General features: G+C 69.8%; 14 protein-coding genes. 8 read left to right on the forward strand and 6 right to left on the reverse strand.

Annotated features, from left to right (window positions below; genetic code table 11):
* Nucleotides 1–160 precede the first annotated feature (160 nt).
* The 5 genes from SCI24_RS17960 (at nucleotide 161) to SCI24_RS17980 (ending at nucleotide 5,998) form a co-directional block, all read left to right on the forward strand.
* Entirely contained in the window at nucleotides 161–1,567 is a 1,407-nt protein-coding gene (locus SCI24_RS17960) for an ATP-binding protein (protein ID WP_318726691.1), read from the forward strand.
* Nucleotides 1,568–1,680: 113 nt separating this feature from the next.
* Nucleotides 1,681–2,961 (forward strand): ABC transporter substrate-binding protein, encoded by a 1,281-nt coding sequence (locus SCI24_RS17965; RefSeq protein WP_318726679.1) that lies wholly within the window; start codon nucleotides 1,681–1,683, stop codon nucleotides 2,959–2,961.
* A gap of 64 nt (nucleotides 2,962–3,025) precedes the next feature.
* Entirely contained in the window at nucleotides 3,026–3,955 is a 930-nt protein-coding gene (locus SCI24_RS17970; protein ID WP_318726680.1) for a sugar ABC transporter permease, read from the forward strand.
* Nucleotides 3,948–4,826, forward strand: a complete 879-nt coding sequence (locus SCI24_RS17975) for a carbohydrate ABC transporter permease (protein ID WP_318726681.1) — start codon at nucleotides 3,948–3,950, stop codon at nucleotides 4,824–4,826. Before SCI24_RS17970 ends, SCI24_RS17975 begins: the two co-directional genes overlap by 8 nt.
* 50 nt (nucleotides 4,827–4,876) lie before the next feature.
* The gene (locus SCI24_RS17980; RefSeq protein ID WP_318726682.1) at nucleotides 4,877–5,998 is read left to right on the forward strand and encodes an ABC transporter ATP-binding protein; all 1,122 of its coding nucleotides are present in this window, start codon (nucleotides 4,877–4,879) and stop codon (nucleotides 5,996–5,998) included.
* Nucleotides 5,999–6,013: 15 nt separating this feature from the next.
* On the opposite strand, the gene SCI24_RS17985 is transcribed toward SCI24_RS17980, so the two are convergent.
* From SCI24_RS17985 to SCI24_RS18005, 5 genes are all read right to left on the reverse strand, one after another.
* Nucleotides 6,014–6,454, reverse strand: coding sequence for a universal stress protein (locus SCI24_RS17985; RefSeq protein ID WP_318726683.1), 441 nt, complete (start codon nucleotides 6,452–6,454; stop codon nucleotides 6,014–6,016).
* 80 nt (nucleotides 6,455–6,534) lie between these two features.
* Nucleotides 6,535–7,605 (reverse strand): TIGR01620 family protein, encoded by a 1,071-nt coding sequence (locus tag SCI24_RS17990; RefSeq protein ID WP_318726684.1) that lies wholly within the window; start codon nucleotides 7,603–7,605, stop codon nucleotides 6,535–6,537.
* A complete protein-coding gene (locus SCI24_RS17995; protein ID WP_318726685.1) occupies nucleotides 7,602–8,996 on the reverse strand; it encodes a YcjX family protein in 1,395 nt (464 codons plus the stop codon). Before SCI24_RS17995 ends, SCI24_RS17990 begins: the two co-directional genes overlap by 4 nt.
* Before the next feature lie 126 nt (nucleotides 8,997–9,122).
* On the reverse strand, nucleotides 9,123–10,718 hold the full coding sequence (locus tag SCI24_RS18000; protein ID WP_318726686.1) for a solute:sodium symporter family transporter: 1,596 nt from the start codon (nucleotides 10,716–10,718) through the stop codon (nucleotides 9,123–9,125).
* Between the two features lie 167 nt (nucleotides 10,719–10,885).
* A complete protein-coding gene (locus SCI24_RS18005; protein WP_318726687.1) occupies nucleotides 10,886–11,104 on the reverse strand; it encodes a hypothetical protein in 219 nt (72 codons plus the stop codon).
* A gap of 85 nt (nucleotides 11,105–11,189) precedes the next feature.
* On the opposite strand from SCI24_RS18005, the gene SCI24_RS18010 reads away from it, so the two are divergent.
* From SCI24_RS18010 to SCI24_RS18020, 3 genes are all read left to right on the forward strand, one after another.
* On the forward strand, nucleotides 11,190–11,738 hold the full coding sequence (locus SCI24_RS18010) for a DUF924 family protein (RefSeq protein WP_318726688.1): 549 nt from the start codon (nucleotides 11,190–11,192) through the stop codon (nucleotides 11,736–11,738).
* A 67-nt stretch (nucleotides 11,739–11,805) separates the two neighbouring features.
* Nucleotides 11,806–12,048 carry a GlsB/YeaQ/YmgE family stress response membrane protein gene (locus SCI24_RS18015; RefSeq protein WP_282737006.1) on the forward strand — a complete coding sequence of 81 codons (243 nt, stop codon included), beginning with the start codon at nucleotides 11,806–11,808 and terminating at the stop codon, nucleotides 12,046–12,048.
* Between the two features lie 108 nt (nucleotides 12,049–12,156).
* Nucleotides 12,157–13,221: an ion channel gene (locus tag SCI24_RS18020; RefSeq protein ID WP_318726689.1), complete on the forward strand. Its 1,065-nt coding sequence runs from the start codon at nucleotides 12,157–12,159 to the stop codon at nucleotides 13,219–13,221.
* Nucleotides 13,222–13,239: 18 nt separating this feature from the next.
* Here SCI24_RS18020 and SCI24_RS18025 read toward each other — a convergent pair whose 3' ends face one another.
* On the reverse strand, nucleotides 13,240–13,854 hold the full coding sequence (locus SCI24_RS18025) for a hypothetical protein (RefSeq protein ID WP_318726690.1): 615 nt from the start codon (nucleotides 13,852–13,854) through the stop codon (nucleotides 13,240–13,242).
* Nucleotides 13,855–14,056 lie beyond the last annotated feature (202 nt).

Below are 14,056 nucleotides of genomic sequence, written 5' to 3' on the forward strand. Positions count from 1 at the left end.
CCCAGCACTCGCAGCTGATCCGCACGGTGCGCGGGGCGGGCTATGTGCTCACCGCCCGGGTCGAGGCCCTGCCGTGACCACAGACGGCCGGTGGAGACGCCTGCGCCGGCGGCTGGCGCGGGGCCTGCCGGGCACCCTGCGCGGACGCTTCGTGCTGGTCATGGTCGTCGGGGTGCTGGCCGCGCAGCTCGCCAGCTACGTGATCTGGACCTCCCAGGTGCGCGACAGCCGCCTGGCCCAGCTCGACGAGCTGTCGAGCAATGTCGCCTTCAGCGTGGCGTCCACCATGCGCTTCTTCCGTTCGCTGCCGAGGGAGTACCGGCATATCGTCCTGGACCAGCTGCGCCAGATGGGCGGTTCCCGCTTCTTCGTCAGCGTCAACGAGAAGCGCCTCGGCGTGGCGGACATCGGCGAGGGGCCGGAGAAGGCCCTGGTGGTCGACAACGTCCAGCGCATCCTCACCGATGAGCTCGATATCGACGAGGTGCTGGTGGAGTTCTCACGCCCCGAGAATCTGCGCGTCTTCAACAACGAGGTACTGCTGGAGGACCTCCCCCCGCGCTGGGGGCAGCACAGCCTGCTGATGGAGCCCCTCTCGCCGCCGATCCTGGTCGTTCAGCTCGAGCTCGAGCCCGGGACCTGGCTCTACCTGGCCACCATCCTGCCGATGGCCGAGGCGTTCGGGCAGCGCAGCTGGCTCTCGGGGGAGCGCCTGCTGGCCGGTCTGATGGTGCTGCTGACCGTGCTGGGACTCTCGCTGCTGGGCATCCGCAGCATGACGCGGCCGCTGTCGCGGCTCTCGCGGGCCGCTCGCCAGCTGGGCGATGACCTCGATGCCCCGCCCCTGCGCGAGACCGGACCTCGCGAGGTCGTGTCGACGGCCGTGGCCTTCAACCGCATGCAGCGGCGCATCCGCGAGCAGGTGGAGGAGCGCGAGCGGCTCTTCTCGGCGATCTCCCACGATCTCAAGACGCCGATCACGCGGATGCGCCTGCGCGCCGAGATGCTCGATGACCCGCGGCAGCGTGAGCGGTTCTGTGCCTCCCTCGACGAGCTGGATGCGCTGGTCAAGGGAGCGCTGGCCTCGGTCAAGGGGCTGGACCTGCAGGAGACGGTCGTCGAGGTCGATCCCGTTGCCCTCCTGGAGGGCCTGGCAGCCGAGCTGCGGCTGCATGGTGGCGAGGTGGTCATCGAGGGGGCAGCGCTGCCCATCGCCGCCAAGCCGCTGGCGCTCAGGCGCTGCCTGGCCAACCTGCTGGAGAACGCCCTGTTCTACGGGCGATGTGCCGAGGTGCGGCTCGAGGATGCCCGCGACCGGCTGGTCGTCACGATCCGCGATCATGGTTCCGGCATTCCCGAGGCGCAGCGCGAGCGGGTCTTTTCGCCCTTCGTGCGCCTCGAGCCCTCGCGCAGCCGGCATACCGGCGGCAGTGGCCTGGGACTGGGAATCGCGCGACACATCGTGCGGGCCCATGGCGGCGACATCGCGCTCGCCGATGCCCCCGGCGGCGGGCTGCTGGTCACCCTGACCCTGCCTCGCCAGGCCAATGTTACCGACCTGCAATGAAGGGCGAACACTTTGCAGGACTCGGTAACGCCTCATCGCGCGACGACTGGCGTAGCGTGTCGGTATCCCGGTGCACCGGGGCCCATAACAACACGACACGAGGAATCCACGTCATGCACGCATCCAAGCGACTCCACGCGCCTCGCAAGACCGCACTCGCCCTGGCCACCGGCCTGGCGGCCTCCCTGACCCTCTCCAGTGTCCAGGCCGGCGACGTCGAGGTCCTGCACTGGTGGACCTCCGGCGGCGAGGCCCGGGCAGCCAACGTGCTCAAGGAACTGATGGAGGCCGAGGGACACACCTGGGAAGACTTCGCGGTAGCCGGCGGGGGCGGCGAGACCGCCATGACCGTGCTCAAGTCCCGCGCCATGTCCGGCAACCCGCCCTCCGCGGCCCAGATCAAGGGGCCCGAGATCCAGGAGTGGGGCGAGCTCGGCCTGCTGGGCAACCTCGACGGCGTGGCCGAGGCCCAGGAGTGGGAGACGCTGCTGCCCGAGACCGTGGCCGAGGTCATGCGCCATGACGGCCAGTACGTGGCGGTGCCGGTCAACGTCCATCGCGTCAACTGGCTGTGGGCCAACCCCGAGGTGCTCGACGCTGCCGGGGTGGAGATGCCCACCACCCTCGACGAGCTGTTCGCCGCGGCCGAGCCGCTGCGCGAGGCGGGCGTCATCCCGCTGGCCCACGGCGGCCAGGCCTGGCAGGACGCCACCCTCTTCGAGGACATCGTGCTGGCCACCGGCGGCACGGACTTCTACCAGCACGCCCTGGTCGACCTGGACCCCGAGGCCCTGGGCGGCGAGCAGATGATCGAGGCGCTCGCGACCTTCAAGCGCCTGCGCGAGCTGATGGACGACGACATGTCCGGCCGCGACTGGAACATCGCCACCTCCATGGTCATCGAGGGCGATGCGGCCATGCAGCTGATGGGCGACTGGGCCAAGGGCGAGTTCACCGCCGCGGGGCTGACCGCCGGCGAGGACTACCTGTGCGCGCCGGCCCCCGGCACGCAGCAGGCATTCACCTTCAACATCGACAGCCTGGCGATGTTCCGGGTCAGCGACGAGGGCGAGCGCGAGGCCCAGCAGGACCTGGCGCGACTGGTGCTGGAGCCGACCTTCCAGGAGGCCTTCAACCTCGCCAAGGGCTCGATCCCGGCGCGCCCCGACCTGGACATGAGCGAGTTCGACCGCTGTGCCCAGCAGTCGCTGGCCGACTTCCAGCGCACCGCCGACGAGGGCGGCCTGGTGCCCAGCATGGCGCACGGCATGGCCGTGCGTACCGCCGTCCAGGGCGCCATCTTCGATGTCGTCACCAACTACTTCAACGACAGTGACATGGAGGCCGAGGAGGCCGCCCGGCGCATGGTCAACACGGCCCAGGCCGCCCTCTAGGACCCGTCGCAGGCCCGGGGCGCCGCCGCGGCGGCGCCCGTGTTCATCCACGAGGACGCCTCCCATGACACTCTCGACCTCCCTCCGACAGGACGGGCAGGCGGTGCGCCGACGCTCGAAGTCCGGACGCCTCCAGGACTGGCTGCCACGCCTGGTGCTGGCCCCCTCCGTCGCCATCTCGCTGTTCTTCGTCTACGGCTTCATGCTGTGGACCTTCATCCTCTCCCTGACCAGCTCGCGCATGCTGCCGAGCTACGACTTCGTCGGCTTCGCCCAGTATGGCCGGCTGATGGTCAACGAGCGCTGGTGGGTCGCCTCGACCAACCTGGTGATCTTCGGTGGCCTCTTCGTGGCAATCTGCCTGGTACTCGGCGCCTTCCTGGCCATCCTGCTTGACCAGCGCATCCGCCGGGAAGGGACCCTGCGCACGATCTACCTCTACCCCATGGCGCTCTCCTTCATCGTCACCGGGGTGGTGTGGAAGTGGCTGCTCAACCCCGGGCTCGGCCTCCAGGCCATGGTGCGCGGCTGGGGCTTCGAGTCGTTCACCTTCGACTGGCTGGTCGACCCCGACATGGCGGTCTACACCCTGGTGATCGCCGCCGTCTGGCAGGCCTCCGGGTTCGTCATGGCGCTGTTCCTGGCCGGCCTGCGCGGGATCGACGACAGCATCATCAAGGCCGCCCAGCTCGACGGGGGCAGCCTGCCGCGCATCTACTGGCGGGTGGTGATTCCCTGCCTGCGCCCGGTGATGTTCAGCGCGGTGATGATCCTCGCCCACATCGCCATCAAGAGCTTCGACCTGGTGATCGCCCTCACCGGCGGCGGGCCGGGCTATGCCTCCGACCTGCCGGCCACCTTCATGTACACCCACGCCTTCACCCGGGCCCAGGTCGGCCTGGGCTCGGCGAGCGCGATGCTGATGCTGGGCGGCGTGCTGGCGATCCTGATTCCCTACCTCTACTCGGAGCTGAGGAGCCGCAAGCATGGATAACGTGATTCGACGCCATACGCCCGGCGCCCGGCTGGCGCGCCTGGCGCTCCATGCGGTGCTGCTGCTGGCCGCACTCTTCTACCTGCTGCCGCTGGCGGTGATGCTGATCACCTCGCTGAAGCCCCTCGACGAGATCAGCGCCGGCAGCCTTCTGGCGCTGCCGCAGGCGCCGACCCTCGCCCCCTGGGCCAAGGCCTGGGGCGAGGCCTGTACCGGGATGCGCTGCGAGGGCGTGGGCGGGTACTTCTGGAACTCCTTCGCCATCGTGATCCCGGCGGTGCTGATCTCCACCGTGGTCGGCGCGCTCAACGGCTATGCCCTGACCAAGTGGCGCTTCAGGGGCTCGGAGCTGCTCTTCGCGCTGATGCTGTTCGGCTGCTTCATCCCCTTCCAGTTGGTGCTGCTGCCCATGGCCCAGACGCTGGGCTGGCTGGGGCTCTCCAGCTCCCGGGCGGGGCTGGTCCTGGTCCACGTCATCTTCGGCATCGCCTTCACCACCCTGTTCTTCCGCAATTTCTATGTCGCGGTCCCCACCGAACTGGTATCGGCGGCCAAGCTGGATGGCGCGGGCTTCTTCCGCATCTTCTGGCGCATCCTGCTGCCCGTCTCGGCGCCGATCATCGTGGTCTCGGTGATCTGGCAGTTCACCCAGATCTGGAACGACTTCCTGTTCGGAGTGGCCTTCTCGGCCCATGACACCCAGCCGGTGACGGTGGCCCTGAACAACCTGGTCAACACCTCGACGGGGGTGCGCGAGTACAACGTGGACATGGCCGCCGCCATGATCGCGGCGCTGCCGACCCTGGTGGTCTACGTGCTGGCCGGCAAGTACTTCGTGCGCGGGCTCACCGCGGGGTCCGTCAAGGGCTGAGCCCGACGCCTCAGCGTCCCATGAACAACGAACAACCAAGGTAATCCGCCATGTCAGCTCTCGAGATCCACGAGGTCCGCAAGGACTTCGGCAACGAACGCGTCCTCAAGGAGGTCAGCCTGGCCATCGAGTCGGGCGAGTTCCTGATCCTGGTCGGCCCCTCGGGGTGCGGCAAGTCGACCCTGATGAATGCCATCGCCGGCCTCGAGCCGGTCACCGATGGCCAGATCCGTATCGCCGACCGGGACGTCACCTGGCTCACCCCCGCGGAGCGCGACATCGCCATGGTCTTCCAGTCCTATGCGCTCTACCCGAGCATGACGGTGCGCCAGAACATCAGCTTCGGCCTGGAGATGCGCAAGGTGCCCAGGGCCGAGCGAGAGGCGGCGGTCGAGCGGGTAGCCGACCTGCTGCAGATCACCGCCCTGCTGGATCGCAAGCCCGCGCAGCTCTCCGGGGGCCAGCGTCAGCGGGTGGCCATGGGGCGGGCCCTGGCCCGGGAGCCCGCGGTCTACCTGTTCGACGAGCCGCTCTCCAACCTGGATGCCAAGCTGCGCGTGGACATGCGCACCGAGATCAAGAAGCTCCACCAGCGCCTGGGGACCACCATCGTCTACGTCACCCACGACCAGATCGAGGCCATGACCCTGGCCGATCGCATCGCCGTGATGCGCGATGGCCACATCCTGCAGCTGGGCACGCCGGATGAGGTCTACAACGACCCCGTCGACATCTTCGTCGCCGGCTTCATGGGGTCACCTTCCATGAACTTCATCACCACCACCCTGGAGGGGCAGGCGGGCGACTATCGGCTGAGGATCGCCACCGCGGGCGAGGAGGCCCTGGTGCTGCCCTGGCCGACATCGCGCGAGACCCCGGCCCTGGCCGGGCGTGTCGGCCAGCCGGTGATCCTGGGGTTGCGGCCGGAGCACTTCAGCGAGGAGGACCGCCGCCTGACCGCTCAGGCCGAAGGCACCCTGCTGGAGGCGCGGGTCAGCGTGGTCGAGCCGACCGGGGCGGACATCCTGCTGCGCCTCCCCCTGGGGGAGGGCGAGATCACCGCCCGGGTGGGGCCCAAGTGCCGGGTGGCACCGGGAGAGCGACTGTCACTGCGGGTCGACATGGGACGCGCCGTGCTCTTCGACAGCGAGAGCCAGCGGCGGCTGGCCTGACCCGCATGAAGACGTTCAGCGCACCGTGATCACGGTGCGGTCGGCGGCGTGGCTGACCTTGTGGGAGACGCTGCCGACCACCAGCCCCTTGAGGTCGCTCAGGCCGCGACTGCCCATGACGATGGCGTCGACGCCGCGGCGGCGGGCCTCGCTGATGATGGTGCGGGCCGGGTCGCCCTGGCCGATGACCGTCTCGAGGTTGGTGGCGCCGAGTTCACGTGCCGCCTCGGCGGCACGGTCCACGACCTGCTTGCCGGCCGCCTCGCGCTCCTCCCGCGAGGCCTCGACGGCGATGGCCCCGATGCCCCACACCAGGGTGGTCTCGTGGGCGAGTTCCTCGGGGATGTGCAGCAGGTGCAGGGCGGCGTTCTCCTGTCGGGCCAGCTGGCAGGCCACGGAGAGGGCCTTCTTGGCGTGTTCGGAGCCGTCGACGGGCACCAGGATGGAGTTGAACATGAGGGGCATCCTTCAGGGGTGATGGCGGGAGTACCTACCGAGGAGCCTAGTCACCCGTCGGCGTGGTGTCATGATCCGGATCAAGGATGGCGCGCCTTCGCCTTTTCCTCGCCGGCCTCCAGGCGGCGCAGCTGCTGCCAGAGGTCGCGGCGCAGGTCGGCCATGCGGGGTGCCTCCTCCGCGGCGAAGTCCAGCGGCCGAGCCAGGCGCTGGGTGCGCAGCCCCAGCCGCGCCCCCAGCAGCCCGACGCCGAGGCCCTGGGCGGCACGCGTCGAGAGCTTGCCGGCCAGGTCCATGGACAGCATCTGCATGCTCGCCTCGCTGGCGAGCTCGCTCGCCCCGGCGAAGGCCATCTGGTAGAGCACGCTGCGCAGCAGCCGCAGGCGTGCCGCATAGCCCAGTTCCAGCCCGTAGAGGCGGCACAGGCGGTCGACCATCGCCAGGTGGCGCCAGGCGACCAGCGCCATGTCGACCAGGGTCAATGGGCTCACCGCCACCATCACCGCCGTCTCGCCGGACATCCGCGAGATCAGCCGGCGGGCCTCCCGGTCGCGGGGGGCGAGCAGGTGATGGGTGAGCAGCGACCGGGTGTCGCGCCCGTCATGGTGGGGCTCGTGGGCGGCCAGGAATGCCTGCCAGTGAGGGTGGTCGTCGTCCAGGCCGAGATCGCGGCGCAGCTGCCCGGCCAGCGACTGCGCCCGGGCCGGGGTGGCCTCAGGCAGGGCGGCGAGGCGCTCGCGCAGTCGAGCATGGCGGGCCAGGCGGCGCAGGCGCCACAGCTCTCGGACCAGGGCCGAGCCGCCGAGCCCCAGGGCCAGCAGCAGCAGCAGGCTCCAGCCGCCGGCCAGCCAGTCGCCGCCGAGGCTGGCCGCCTGCAGGGTCCGGGCGGCCTCCACCGCGCCCAGGCCCAGGGTGCCGCCGAGCAGGGCGAGCAGACCCCAGCGCCGCTTGCGCGGGCGCATCAGGCCATCCCCCAGCGCCTTTTCGCCGGGGGCCGCATCGGCCTGGGGGTCGTCCAGTGGCTGGCTCGGCAGCCCGGCCTCGAAGTGCCGCCCGGGCCGGGGGTCCCGGGCCTCGGCCTCCGGGGGCGGCGCGTCATCGAGGGTGAAGCGCTCGCCCGGGCGAGGATCCTGTTCACGGGAAGGGGTCATGACAGCTTGTCTCCGATCAACCAGTCCAGGGCGGCATCCATGCGGATGTGGGGCAGCGGTGCCCCCTTCTCGCGGGGCAGGGGGAGAAAGGCCGTGAAGTCGAAGCCCTGACGGGTCCAGAAGTCCGCCCCCGGCAGTCGGTCGGGGACCTCGCCGGGAAACAGCAGCAGCGACTCGCCGGCCAGGGTGGTGCCGCGCAGGGCCGGGGTGCGTCGCCCCTGCTGGCTGACCTCGCGGCTATGGGTGGCGCGGATCGCCGCCAGCGACAGGGCCCGGACCGGCACGTCGGCGAAGCGCAGGTCCTTCAGGGGGTCGGCGAGCAGCGCCTCGAGCAGGGCGACCAGGCGGCCGTGCTGCTCGGGGGTGACATGGTCGGCCTTGGTGGCGGCGATGGCCAGCCGGTCGATGCGCGGGGCGAACAGCCGTGTGAGCAGGCTGCGTCGGCCATAGTCGAAGCTCTGCATCAGGTTGGTCAGGGCGCGGGAGAGGTCCTCGAAGCGCTCCGGCCCGGCGTTGAGGGCGCCGAGCACGTCGACCAGCACGATCTGGCGGTCGAAGCGGCGGAAGTGCTCGCGATAGAAGGGCTTGACGATGTGCTGCTGGTAGTGGCGAAAGCGCCGGGCGAGGGTGGCATAGAGGCTTTCGGCCGGCAGGGCGGCGAGTTCGTCGCGGTCGGCCTCCCTGATGCCCGGCAGGGGGAAGAACTGCAGCACCGGGGCCCCCTCGAGCTCCCCGGGCAGCAGGAAGCGTCCCGGCTGAAGGTCGGCGAAGCCGGCCTCCCGGGCGGCCCGCAGTCCCCTGGCATACAGCTCGGCGATCTCGGCCAGGCGCGCCTCATCGACCTCCTCGGCGGGGTCGAGGGCGGCCACCGCGCGGTGCCAGTCGGCGAACAGGGCGGCGCGCTCGCTGCCGCCGTCATGCCGCTGGGCCCGGCTCCAGCTCAGGTAGTCGTGCCCCAGCAGCGGCAGGTCGAGCAGCCACTCCCCGGGGTAGTCGAACAGGTCCAGGGTCAGCTGGCGGGTCTCGCCACCCAGCAGGCCGCGTCGGGCCGGACGGTAGCGGATCGCCAGGCGCAGCTCGCTGATGCCGCGGGTCGGCTCGGGCCAGCGCGGGGGCTGGTCGTCCAGCGCCAGCATCGCCTGGTCGTAGGGGAAGCGCGGCACGGCGAGGTCCTGCTGCTGCACCCGTCGGGCACCGAGCAGGCGCCCCTCGCGGGCGGCCGGCAGCAGGTCGAGTCGCGCCTCGAGGCCGGCATGGCGCAGCTGGTTGACCAGCGAGGTGAGGAAGGCCGTCTTGCCCGAGCGCGACAGGCCGGTCACCGCCAGGCGCAGTTGGCGGTCGCGGCCGCGCTCGAGCAGGTCATGGAGTTCACGGGTCAGCGGGGTGCGCATGGGGCATCCTTGCGGGGTCGTATGCTGCCCTAATGTGCGGGTCGGACGCGCGCCTGACAAGGCGTGGGGTCATGAAACGACGCTGCCCCGCGCGGGGCGGGGCAGCGAGGCACAGGCCTGGCGGCGTCAGCCGGCGAAGGCCGCGTAGATGGCGATCACCAGGATCACCAGCACGATGCCGGCAGGGATGGCGCCCCGCCAGGGGGTCAGGTCGACGGCGCCGCTGTCCTCGTGGACCCAGGCGGTCTCGCGGGGACGCAGCCGGCCGATCAGCAGCATCACCGCCACCAGCAGCGCGAAGACGCTGGCCACGAAGTGGAACTCGTGCATCACCACCGGCAGCCTGTCGAAGGGCGGGATGAAGTAGCCGGCGAAGATCAGCAGGCAGCCGCCCACCAGGGCCACCTTGGCCGCCAGGGCCGGCACGCGACGGGTCAGCAGGCCCACCAGCACCACGGCCAGGATGGGGATGAAATAGATGGCGTTCATCTTCTGCAGGTAGCCGAACAGGCTCTCCTGGCCGGCCAGCAGCGGGGCGATGGTCATGGCGGCGATGGCCATGATCCAGCCGAAGACCTTGCTCGAGCGCACCACCTGCGCCTCGCTGGCGTCCTTGTTGAGCACCACCTTGTAGAAGCCGAGGCTGAACAGGGTGGTGGTGCTGTTGAGCGCGGAGTTGAACGACGACAGGATGGCCCCGACCATCACCGCGGCGAAGAAGCCGGTGAGCGGCGCGGGCAGCACGTTGAACACCAGGTGGCCATAGGCCTCGTCGGCGCGCACGCCCTGGTCGGCATAGAGGTGGTAGGCAATGATCCCGGGCAGCACCAGGTAGAGGGGGCCGAGCAGCTTGAAGAAGCCGGTCAGCAGCACGCCCTTCTGGCCCTCGGCGAGGGTCTTGGCGGCGAAGGTGCGCTGGATGATCTGCTGGTTGGTGGTCCAGTAGAAGAGGTTGATCAGGAAGACCCCGGTGAAGAGTGTCGCGAAGGGGACCTGCTGCTCGCTGGTCCCGATGGAGTTGAGCATCTCGGGGTCGCTCTCCTTGAGGATGGCCCAGCCCTCCAGGATGCCGCCGTCGCTGCTCACCGCCTGCAGGCCGAAGTAGACGATCACGAAGCCGCCGACCAGCAGCCCCACGCCGTTGAGGGTGTCGGAGACGGCGACGGTGCGCAGGCCGCCGAACAGGGCGTAGACGGAGCCGATCAGGCCCACCAGCCAGACCGTCAGCCACAGCAGCGCGGTGGGCGATTCGATGCCGGTGAGCCCCTGCAGGTCGAGCATGCCCTGCAGGCCCATGGCGCCGGAGTAGAGGATGATCGGCAGCAGGATCACCGCATAGGCGATCAGGAAGATGATGTTGGTGATCAGCTGGGTGGTCTTGTCGAAGCGCAGCTCCAGCAGCTGGGGGAGGGTGGCGATGCCGCTCCTCAGGAAGCGCGGCAGGAAGAACAGCGCCAGCGCCACCAGGGCGATGACCGCCACCACTTCCCAGGCCATCACGGAGAGGCCGTCGCTGAAGGCCGCGCCGTTGAGCCCCACCATCTGCTCGGTGGAGAGGTTGGTCATCAAGAGCGAGCCAGCGATCAGCGGGAAGGTCAGGCTGCGCCCGGCCAGGAAGAAGCCGCTGGAGGTCGAGTGGTCGTCGCGGCGCGTGATGCGCCAGGTGATGAAGGCGACCAGCCCCGTGAAGAAGAGGAAGGACGCCAGGGTCAGGGCGTGCATGTCGGAAACATCCTTGTGATAGGGGTGAATTCGGCCGCACAGGCAAAAGCAGCGGCAGGAATATAGGTAAACTTACTAGGCTGGTGGGCGAGTCTAGTCCCGTGACTCGGCATCGCCATTCACCTTTCGTCTAATTGTCCGACATTCAACAGGGGCTGTCATCCCGCCTAGCGTGGCGGCAGGGCGCCCACCGGCACGGGCTCGACCAGGCCGAAGAGCTGCACCAGCACGGGGGCTGCGGCGATCACGAACCCCAGCACCGCCAGACTGCGGCCCAGCAGGCGGCGGTCGGGACGACGGGCCAGGGTCAGGCCGCCGATGCAGACCAGCAGGCCGAGGATGTTGAAGACATAACCCAGCATCTGCAGCAGGTCGTAGGTGGTCATGGGGCTCCCTTCGGTGGTGGGCAGGGGGTGGGGCGGCTACCCTGTGATGGTATCAGCTCCACCCCGGGGCGAAGAGGAGGCCATCATGGAAGAGCGTCGCCCCGAGGCGGTGATCGACTTCTGGTTCAGGGAACTCGCTCCCGCCCAGTGGTTCCGCAAGGACCCGGCCCTGGATGCCGAGATTGCACGGCGCTTCGGCGACTGGCTCGCGGCCGCGGGGCGTGGCGAATTCTGGCAGTGGCGGGCGTCCGCCCGCGGCCGCCTGGCCGAGGTGATCGTGCTCGACCAGTTCCCGCGCAACATCCATCGCGGGGCGTCCCTCGCCTTCGCCTGGGACCCGGTGGCCCTGGTGCTGGCCCAGGAAGCGGTCGCCCAGCGCGCGGACCGGCTGCTGGACGTGCCCTGGCGGGCCTTCCTCTTCATGCCCTACATGCACAGCGAGTCGCTGGCGATCCATGACGAGGCGATGCGCCTGTTCGCCCAGCCGGGGCTGGAGGAAAACCTGCGCCACGAGCACCGCCACCGCGAGGTGATCGAGCGCTTCGGCCGCTACCCCCATCGCAATGCCGCGCTGGGGCGGGACTCCACCCGCGAGGAGCTGGCCTTCCTCGCCGAGCCCGGTGCCGCGTTCTGAGGCTTTTCTCCCGGCGCCCGGCAAGGCACCATCGAACCCCCTTCACCAAGGAAAAGGAGTGTATGCCATGGGAATCATTGCCTGGTTGATCATCGGTGGCCTGGCCGGCTGGATCGCCGGCCATATCATGCGCGGCGGCGGCTTCGGCATCCTCGGCAATATCGGGGTCGGCGTGGTGGGGGCCGTCATCGGCGGGGGGCTGTTCAGCCTGCTGGGCCTGCAGGCCGGTGGCTTCATCGGCTCGCTGGTTACCGCCATCGTCGGGGCCGTGGTGCTGCTTTGGATAATCGCCAAGGTCAAGAAGGCCTGACGCGCCGAGACGATGCGAAGCGCCTTCGCGCCGGCATTTGGCCGGGGCGAGGGCGTTTTTTCTGTCGCCTCGCCATCGGGCATGGCCAGGCCGTATCAAGGGAACCCCATGTATGTACTGAAACGACTCGGCGCGGTGCTGATCCGCGGCGTGGCCGACATGGGCTGGGGGGTGCTTGGCCTGCTGCTGCTCGCCTACCTGCTGCTCGCCTGGCTCGGCCTGACGCTGACCGGCGAGACGGCCCTGGTCGACTCGCCGACTACCTTTCTCTACTACATGATCGTCACCACCTCCACCGTCGGCTACGGGGACTACTCCCCCGTGACGCGGGGCGGGCAGCTGATGGTCGTGTTCTTCATCGTTCCGGTGGGCGTCGGCCTGTTCGCCACCCTGCTGGGCAAGGCCTCTGCCCTGGTGATCTCGCAGTTCACCCGGCGCCTCAACGGGGAGCAATCGATCGTGCAGAAGGACCATATCGTCATCGTCGGCTTCAATGCCTACACCGAGTCCCTGGTCGGGCAGGTCCGCGAGGAGGCGCGGCCCGGGCAAGTGGTGGCGCTCTGCGTGGATGCGAACGCCCCGGCGCGCAACCCCTTCCTCGAACAGGGGGTGGAGTACTTCCGGGCTGCCTCCCTGTCGGATGAGACGCTCTATGAGCGTGCCTCGGCAAGGGACGCCTCCCTGGTGGTGGTCGACGTCGAGGACGACAGCGAGACCAACCTGGTCTGCATGCACCTCTCCGCCCTCGTCGAGGAGCGCTGCCGGATCACCGCCTACGTGAAGAACCAGATGGTGGGGCGTCTGCTCGAGACCCACTGTCCCAAGGTGAACGTGATTCCCTCCCTGCACCAGAAGATGCTGGTCAAGGCCGCCCTGGACCCCGGCAGCGAGGAGGTCATGCGCCTGCTCGTTGATGCCGACCAGGCGCAGACCCAGTACTCGACCCGCCTCTCGGGGTCGTCGCTTCCGCTCACCGTCGAACGGCTGTCGAGGCGCCTGCGCCGCCAGTGCCGGGCCTCGCTGATCGCGATCCGTCAGGCCGGTGAAGCGCACCCGGTGCTCAACCCAGACGACGAGCGCCTGCTGGCGGCGGGTGACGAGGTCTTCTACATCGCCGGGCGTCGGATCCCCCCCGACGAGATGGCCCGCCACCTGGCCGCGGAGGCCGACTAGCGCCCGGCCATTGGCGGTTCAGCTGGCCGGGGTCGGCAGGATGCGCCGGTAGCGATCCAGGCTGGCGTCCAGCCAGGCACCGTCCGGCGATCCCTCGGGGGGCTGGGCGGGCACCTTGAGGGTGAGCAGGAAGAGGCCGTGGCGTTCGGCATCGCCGCCGGGCAGGCGGCGGCCGAGCTGCCGGGCGAGGTCGGGCGGCAGGCTGCCCGGGCGTCGCCAGGTGAGCCGCAGGGCCTGCTGGTCGAGCAGGTACTGGAAGCGCGCCGCGTCCTTCAGGATGGCCATGCCACCCTGGGCCAGCCCCTGGGAGAGGCTCTCCAGCTTGCGGTAGCCCGGGGCCCCGGCGGCCCGGCAGGCGTGGGCCCCCTCCACGAAGCAGCGCTCCCGCTCGTCGGGGACCTGTGGCCAGCGGCCGCCACGGCGCCGCGCGGGGGTGGCCACGAAGGGCAGCACCAACGACACGGCGGGGGTGCCGTCGGCCAGCGAGGCCTGCCGGGCGTCGACCACCCCGTGGCCCAGCTGTCGCCGGAGCCAGCGGTAGTCGCAGGCCTGCTGGATGCGAGCCTGGGCATCGGTGGCCGTGTGATGAGCGCCCTGGAGGGAGCGCAGCAGGGAGAGGGTGCGAAGGATCATGGCGCCATACCGATATGCGAGCGAGTAGCGAAGGGCCGAGCGGCAGGTTGCGACCATAGCAGGATTTGGGCCGCATGGCGTCAACGCCCCGGCGCGCCAACGCGAACCGCCCGGCTGTCTCCAGCCGGGCGGTAGGGTCGTGTGCCGTCTTCCGGTCGAGCCCGGTCAGGCGGTGGCGGCGCTCTTGCTGCCGACCAGCTCC

This window comes from Halomonas sp., from assembly GCF_033549285.1.
Classification (GTDB): domain Bacteria; phylum Pseudomonadota; class Gammaproteobacteria; order Pseudomonadales; family Halomonadaceae; genus Halomonas.

Bases quoted from the DNA above. Each gene is read 5' to 3' on its own strand.
- SCI24_RS17995 (WP_318726685.1), bottom strand. From the start codon at position 8,996: ATGCGCACCCCGCTGACCCGTGAACTCCATGACCTGCTCGAGCGCGGC.
- SCI24_RS18010 (WP_318726688.1), top strand. From the start codon at position 11,190: ATGGAAGAGCGTCGCCCCGAGGCGGTGATCGACTTCTGGTTCAGGGAA.
- SCI24_RS17980 (WP_318726682.1), top strand. From the start codon at position 4,877: ATGTCAGCTCTCGAGATCCACGAGGTCCGCAAGGACTTCGGCAACGAA.
- SCI24_RS17960 (WP_318726691.1), top strand. From the start codon at position 161: ATGGTCGTCGGGGTGCTGGCCGCGCAGCTCGCCAGCTACGTGATCTGG.
- SCI24_RS17975 (WP_318726681.1), top strand. From the start codon at position 3,948: ATGGATAACGTGATTCGACGCCATACGCCCGGCGCCCGGCTGGCGCGC.
- SCI24_RS18000 (WP_318726686.1), bottom strand. From the start codon at position 10,718: ATGCACGCCCTGACCCTGGCGTCCTTCCTCTTCTTCACGGGGCTGGTC.
- SCI24_RS17990 (WP_318726684.1), bottom strand. From the start codon at position 7,605: ATGACCCCTTCCCGTGAACAGGATCCTCGCCCGGGCGAGCGCTTCACC.
- SCI24_RS18025 (WP_318726690.1), bottom strand. From the start codon at position 13,854: ATGATCCTTCGCACCCTCTCCCTGCTGCGCTCCCTCCAGGGCGCTCAT.
- SCI24_RS18005 (WP_318726687.1), bottom strand. From the start codon at position 11,104: ATGACCACCTACGACCTGCTGCAGATGCTGGGTTATGTCTTCAACATC.
- SCI24_RS17985 (WP_318726683.1), bottom strand. From the start codon at position 6,454: ATGTTCAACTCCATCCTGGTGCCCGTCGACGGCTCCGAACACGCCAAG.
- SCI24_RS18020 (WP_318726689.1), top strand. From the start codon at position 12,157: ATGTATGTACTGAAACGACTCGGCGCGGTGCTGATCCGCGGCGTGGCC.
- SCI24_RS17965 (WP_318726679.1), top strand. From the start codon at position 1,681: ATGCACGCATCCAAGCGACTCCACGCGCCTCGCAAGACCGCACTCGCC.
- SCI24_RS17970 (WP_318726680.1), top strand. From the start codon at position 3,026: ATGACACTCTCGACCTCCCTCCGACAGGACGGGCAGGCGGTGCGCCGA.
- SCI24_RS18015 (WP_282737006.1), top strand. From the start codon at position 11,806: ATGGGAATCATTGCCTGGTTGATCATCGGTGGCCTGGCCGGCTGGATC.